Source organism: Pseudomonas meliae (assembly GCF_001400515.1).
Taxonomy (GTDB): domain Bacteria; phylum Pseudomonadota; class Gammaproteobacteria; order Pseudomonadales; family Pseudomonadaceae; genus Aquipseudomonas; species Aquipseudomonas amygdali.
Genome location: NZ_LJQT01000292.1, coordinates 22688 through 28068, shown reverse-complemented (window position 1 = coordinate 28068; position 5381 = coordinate 22688). Strand labels below are relative to the sequence as shown.

Here is a 5381-nt window from a genome sequence, read left to right as displayed (position 1 = left end):
CGCTCCGCGTCGCATGCCGCTCCGGACGCTCCGCGTCCTCCTGACCCATATCCTGTTAGACTGCGCGCTTTTTCAGGAGCCATTCCATGGACCCGCGCAGTGAAGTGTTACTCCGTCAGGCCGAGCTGTTTCAGGGCTCGCTGTTGCTGGTCGGGCTGCCCGCCGATGACCTGCTCGGAAAACTGCCGGACGCGCGTGGATGGTGCTGGCATGCCGGAGATCAGGCCGCGCTGGATGCGCGGTTCGAGGGCCGCGTGGATTTCGGCGTTGAAGCGCCAGAGGCCGCCTTCGAAGCCGCCGTGCTGTTCCTGCCCAAAGCCCGCGATCTGACAGACTACCTGCTCAACGCCCTGGCTTCCCGCCTGGCAGGGCGCGAGTTGTTTGTGGTCGGCGAGAAACGTGGCGGTATCGAAGCGGCTGCAAAGCAACTGAGCCACTTCGGCCGCGCGCGCAAGCTCGACAGTGCCCGCCACTGCCAGCTCTGGCAGGTCACTGTCGAGAACGCACCACAAGCCGTTACGCTGGAAAGCCTCGCCAGGCCCTACCAGATCGACCTGCAGGACGGCCCGCTCACAGTCGTCAGCCTGCCCGGCGTTTTCAGCCATGGCCGACTTGATCGTGGTTCGGCGCTTTTGCTGGAAAACATCGACAAGCTGCCGAGCGGCAACCTGCTCGACTTCGGCTGTGGTGCCGGCGTACTCGGTGCAGCCGTCAAGCGTCGCTACCCGCACAACGACGTCATCATGCTGGACGTGGATGCGTTCGCAACCGCAAGTTCGCGCCTGACCCTCGCCGCCAATGGCCTGCAAGCCCAGGTGCTGACCGGTGACGGAATCGACTCAGCGCCAATGGGTTTGAACACGATTCTCAGCAACCCGCCGTTCCATGTGGGGGTTCATACCGACTACATGGCAACGGAAAACCTGCTGAGAAAAGCACGCCAACATCTTAAATCAGGCGGCGAACTACGCCTTGTCGCGAATAACTTTCTGCGTTATCAGCCACTGATCGAAGAGCACGTCGGGCAATGTGAAGTCAGGGCTCAGGGCAGCGGCTTTAAAATCTACAGCGCCAAACGCTCCTGAAATAAGCACTTGCCGAAACGTTTTTGCGGAGGCAGAATCCGCTCCGTCCTAGGGGAGTAGTCTCCCACGAGCGCCATGCTCGTCCGGCACGTATCAACATACTTGGTCCTCAGACCATGGTACGTGCGACCCGGAATCCGCTCAGACGGATCGGTGGTTTGACAAGACCTATGACACGAACACCTTACCCGGGGCGGGGAGGTCGTACGTGTCATAGCCGTGTCGACCCGCCCCTTAGGAAACCTGATGCTGGAATCATTCTTAATCCCTACCGCTGTGGTTGCGCTCGCCGAAATCGGTGACAAGACGCAATTGCTCGCACTCATTCTCGCCGCACGCTTTCGCAAACCCTGGCCGATCATTGCGGGCATTGTCGCCGCAACGCTGGCCAACCATGCGGCAGCAGGCGCTGTAGGTGCATGGTTCAGCAGCTTCCTGTCAGACGCAGTGCTGCACTGGATCCTCGCGGCCAGCTTTACGGCGACGGCGCTGTGGACGCTGGTTCCAGACAAGATGGACGATGACGAAGCCAGCACGGCACGTAAATTCGGCCCGTTCATGACTACGTTGATCACCTTCTTCATCGCCGAAATTGGTGACAAGACGCAGATCGCCACAGTCATGCTGGCAGCGCAGTATTCCTACCTGTGGCTGGTGATTCTCGGCACCACGGTGGGCATGCTGCTGGCCAACGTGCCGGTGGTGCTGGCGGGCAATTTTGCCGCCGAGAAATTGCCATTGACCCTGATTCGCCGCCTGGCTGCCTGTGCGTTTTTCGTGCTGGCACTGGTGGCGGTGTACAAGGCAATGCAGGTCAGCGGCTGGGTGTGATGCATTCCCGTGGCANNGTGCAAGACGCGCAACGCCACGGGTGTTTCAGCCGATCAGGATTTGGGGGCTGCCTGATACAGCGGCATCACTTTGGGAATCGCGGCCTGCAGCGAAGCAATGCGACTCTGCGACGCCGGGTGAGTACTCATGAACTCTGGCTGCGAACCCCCGGAGTTCTGGGTCATTTTCTGCCACAGGGTAATGGCCGCATTCGGGTTGTAACCCGCACGCGCAGCCAGCTCCAGGCCAATCAGGTCGGCTTCGTTTTCATTACTGCGGCTATTGGGCAGTGTCAGGCTGTAATTGACCACAGTGTCGGCCAACGCCAGGCTGTCTTGCCCAAGCCCCAGAAAGGCACCCGCCCCCTGCTTGGCCATCGCCACACCGTAAGCCTTGGACATCGCCTCACGCCCGTGCTCACGCAAGGCATGGGCGATCTCGTGTCCCATGACCGCAGCGATTTCATCGTCGCTCAGCTTGAGGGTGTCGATCAGACCGGTGTAAACGAAGATCTTGCCGCCCGGACCACAGTTGGCGTTCAGTTCGTCACTTTTGATCAGGTTGACTTCCCACTGCCATTGAGCCGAATCAGGACGCAGTTTCGGGGCCTGGGCGATCAGCCGATCAGCGATTGCGTGAACACGTTTGGCGTTGGCGCTGGTGGTATCCAGCACACCTTTGCTGGTCGCTTCGCCGACGGTCTGCTGATAGGACTGGGCGTACATTTTGTTGACTTCATCGGTGGAGAGCATGCTGAACATGTACTGCTTGCGCTCCACACCAACCGAGTCACCACTGGTGGTATTGACTGCCTGACACCCGCCGAGCAGCAACGCAGCGCTCAAGGCACAGAGGGCAAATGACTGACGCATGGTGAATCTCCTTGTTTGTGAAACGGCCATTGCGGGGCAGATCTCTGCGCCAGATACCGGCCAACTGGCATCTTGGTCTTTGAGAGAGGTGGATGGTTCCCGCAGGTATGTCCAGTTTGTATCAGATGCGCTTCAAGGCGGATATCGGATTTGTCTGATTCATCGGTCTTATCCCTGCCCGTCTAACTCAATGGCGTCAGACATTCAGGTGCATTGAGCTTCGGATCGTTGACCAGATTGGCCAGTGGTCGCTCTCGCAATGCGGTCTGCGGAGCTGCCAGCAACGCTTGCAGGGTCGGCAGCGGTGTGTCGGCAGCCAGCCAGGCTTTCTGGCCGCTGGCATCCAGAATCAGCGGGCGACGCTGAGTCGCAGCCGCCTGCGTGACCACCGCCACGCTCAGGTACGTATGCCCCTGCACCGGATAGGCTTCCCAGATGGCGGCGAAAAACAGCGCGGCGCCCTCCCCCGGCGTCAGCCAGAACGGACGCTTGCGCAGTGTGCCGCGCCACTCGTAAAAGCCGTTGGCGGGCAGCAGGCAGCGGCGATGGGTAAAGGCATCACGAAACATGGGTTGCTCGGCCACGGTTTCGGCGCGTGCATGGGCAGGTGTTTTCGACAGATCGGTGAGCCAGGCCGGGGTCAAACCCCAACGCGCACGCACCAGCTCGATCCCGCCCTCGTTTTCAGCGGCACGCATGATCAACACCCAGTCGGCTGGCGAAATGTTCCATTGCGCCTGCTGGTCGGCGGGAAAACCGGGCAAGGCGGCAAAGGCAGGGGTCCAGCGAAACAGGGCGAAGCGTCCACACATGGGGGCTAATCAGACTCTATTGAAGGTGCTCAGCACACCAGTACATCGGGAAAGTCGTCCGGCTCATCGCCAGACAAGGGCGAAGCGCTATTGTACGCAGTGATCAGCTCGCGTGCCTGTTCGACCTGTGCGTCGTCGACCTTGAGCGCCAGAAGCCCCAGCCCCGGCAGCTCGCCCATCGCACCGAGCAGGTCGCGACCGGCCAGATGCGCCTCGATGCCTTCGCTGGCGAGCATCGCCAGCAGCAACTCGGCCTCCATGAGGTTCTCGGGCTCGTAGATCTTTTGCATCACTCGTTCTCGCTGCGAACATCCAGGTTCCAGTCTTCGCCGTCGGTCTGCAGATCGAAAATGATCGGGCGGCAACAGACCGGACAGTCTTCAATGTACTGTTGATCGCCACCGGACAGGTCCAGTACGGCCTCGACAGGTTCGCCGCAATAAGGGCAGTCGTAACTCTGTAATTCCTGCATCACGGTCTCCGGGATCAGTTATGCGTATAATTGCCCCATTCTTCAGAAGGCTGTTTTAACAAGTACGTCTTCTTTTTACCCTATCCGATTCCAACAAGAGAGCATGATGGGCGAATTTGATGCCATCCGACCGTACAACGATGCAGAAGTCCCCGCCGTCTTGGCACGCCTGCTGAGCGACAAAGCCTTTCTCGCAATTCTGACCCGATTCCGTTTTCCCCGCCTGGCGGGCGCATTCGGCTGGCTGCTGCAGCCGACTTTGGCGCGCAAGCTGCGTCGCGAGTTTGCCGGTATCGACTCGGTCGCCACGCTGCAGGACAAAGTCGAATATTACGTCGACCACACCATCGAGCGCGCTACGGACGGAGTCACCTATACCGGCGTCGAGCAGCTCAAGTCCGGTTGTGCCTATCTGTTTCTGGCCAACCACCGCGATATCGTCATGGACCCGGCGTTCGTCAACTATGCCGTGTACCACGCAGGCCTGCCAACTCCGCGCATTGCCATTGGCGACAACCTGCTGCAGAAGCCGTTTGTCAGCGATCTGATGCGCCTGAACAAGAGCTTCATCGTGCACCGCTCGATTATCGGGCGGCGCGAGAAAATGGCGGCTTACCAATTGCTGTCGGCGTATATCAACCACTCGATCACCAAGGATTGCCAGTCCATCTGGATCGCCCAGGCCGAAGGCCGCGCGAAGGATGGTGACGACCGCACCGAGTCGGCAATCCTCAAAATGTTCCACATGAGCCGCAAGGACGAGCCGTTTGGCGACGTGATTCGCTCTCTGAACCTGATCCCGGTTTCGATCAGCTATGAGTACGATCCGTGCGACAGCGCCAAAGCGCGCGAGCTGTACATTCGTGCGACCACCGGCTCATACACCAAGACGCCGGGCGAAGACGACGTGAGCATTGCACTGGGCATCACCGGTTATAAAGGTCGCGTGCATGTGAACTTCGCGCCGCCGATCACCGAGCACTTCGAGGACACCAAGCAACTGGCTATCGAAATGGACCGGCAGATTCTAGGCGGCTATCGTCTGTTCCCGGTGCATTACCTGGCGTACGCGCAATGGAGCGACGCCGACCCGAGCCTCGACGTACCGCCAGCGTCCGCAGTGTTTGCGGCCGACGAACTCGAACGCGCCAAAGATGAATGGGAAGGCCGCCTGGCAGGCGTGCCGACCGAGCATCGCCCTTACCTGATTCAGCAGTACGCGACACCGGTACGCAACCAATATCGGGTCAAGGCCGGGTTGGCGCTTTAAGAACCGGAACGTCTATCGTGCCCATGCTCCGCGTGGGTA

At 59.9% G+C, this 5381-nt stretch carries 7 protein-coding genes and 1 riboswitch; of the genes, 3 read left to right on the top strand and 4 right to left on the bottom strand.

Features of this window, described 5'->3' with window-relative positions; all coding sequences use genetic code 11:
- Positions 1-86: 86 nt before the first annotated feature.
- The gene (locus ALO64_RS13655) at positions 87-1085 is read left to right on the top strand and encodes a class I SAM-dependent methyltransferase (RefSeq protein ID WP_005733234.1); all 999 of its coding nucleotides are present in this window, start codon (positions 87-89) and stop codon (positions 1083-1085) included.
- A 38-nt stretch (positions 1086-1123) separates the two neighbouring features.
- Positions 1124-1262: riboswitch (yybP-ykoY riboswitch) on the top strand.
- A gap of 69 nt (positions 1263-1331) precedes the next feature.
- Positions 1332-1916, top strand: a complete 585-nt coding sequence (locus ALO64_RS13650; RefSeq protein ID WP_002552184.1) for a TMEM165/GDT1 family protein — start codon at positions 1332-1334, stop codon at positions 1914-1916.
- A gap of 53 nt (positions 1917-1969) precedes the next feature.
- Here ALO64_RS13650 and ALO64_RS13645 read toward each other — a convergent pair whose 3' ends face one another.
- The 4 genes from ALO64_RS13645 to ALO64_RS13630 all read right to left on the bottom strand — a co-directional run bounded on the left by ALO64_RS13645 (position 1970) and on the right by ALO64_RS13630 (position 4072).
- On the bottom strand, positions 1970-2788 hold the full coding sequence (locus ALO64_RS13645; RefSeq protein WP_004663924.1) for a M48 family metallopeptidase: 819 nt from the start codon (positions 2786-2788) through the stop codon (positions 1970-1972).
- 182 nt (positions 2789-2970) lie between these two features.
- Positions 2971-3600, bottom strand: a complete 630-nt coding sequence (locus ALO64_RS13640; RefSeq protein ID WP_004659908.1) for an SOS response-associated peptidase — start codon at positions 3598-3600, stop codon at positions 2971-2973.
- A gap of 29 nt (positions 3601-3629) precedes the next feature.
- The gene (locus ALO64_RS13635; protein WP_002552182.1) at positions 3630-3890 is read right to left on the bottom strand and encodes a putative signal transducing protein; all 261 of its coding nucleotides are present in this window, start codon (positions 3888-3890) and stop codon (positions 3630-3632) included.
- Positions 3890-4072 carry a CPXCG motif-containing cysteine-rich protein gene (locus ALO64_RS13630; protein WP_002552181.1) on the bottom strand — a complete coding sequence of 61 codons (183 nt, stop codon included), beginning with the start codon at positions 4070-4072 and terminating at the stop codon, positions 3890-3892. The genes ALO64_RS13635 and ALO64_RS13630 overlap by 1 nt, the downstream gene beginning before the upstream one ends.
- 106 nt (positions 4073-4178) lie before the next feature.
- Here ALO64_RS13630 and ALO64_RS13625 point away from each other — a divergent pair, with 106 nt between their 5' ends.
- Positions 4179-5342, top strand: coding sequence for a 1-acyl-sn-glycerol-3-phosphate acyltransferase (locus ALO64_RS13625; RefSeq protein WP_010192881.1), 1164 nt, complete (start codon positions 4179-4181; stop codon positions 5340-5342).
- Positions 5343-5381 lie beyond the last annotated feature (39 nt).

What these genes read in the sequence shown, in the direction of transcription:
- ALO64_RS13655 (WP_005733234.1), top strand. Translation starts at nt 87, where the DNA reads ATGGACCCGCGCAGTGAAGTGTTACTCCGTCAGGCCGAGCTGTTTCAG.
- ALO64_RS13650 (WP_002552184.1), top strand. Translation starts at nt 1,332, where the DNA reads ATGCTGGAATCATTCTTAATCCCTACCGCTGTGGTTGCGCTCGCCGAA.
- ALO64_RS13645 (WP_004663924.1), bottom strand. Translation starts at nt 2,788, where the DNA reads ATGCGTCAGTCATTTGCCCTCTGTGCCTTGAGCGCTGCGTTGCTGCTC.
- ALO64_RS13640 (WP_004659908.1), bottom strand. Translation starts at nt 3,600, where the DNA reads ATGTGTGGACGCTTCGCCCTGTTTCGCTGGACCCCTGCCTTTGCCGCC.
- ALO64_RS13635 (WP_002552182.1), bottom strand. Translation starts at nt 3,890, where the DNA reads ATGCAAAAGATCTACGAGCCCGAGAACCTCATGGAGGCCGAGTTGCTG.
- ALO64_RS13630 (WP_002552181.1), bottom strand. Translation starts at nt 4,072, where the DNA reads ATGCAGGAATTACAGAGTTACGACTGCCCTTATTGCGGCGAACCTGTC.
- ALO64_RS13625 (WP_010192881.1), top strand. Translation starts at nt 4,179, where the DNA reads ATGGGCGAATTTGATGCCATCCGACCGTACAACGATGCAGAAGTCCCC.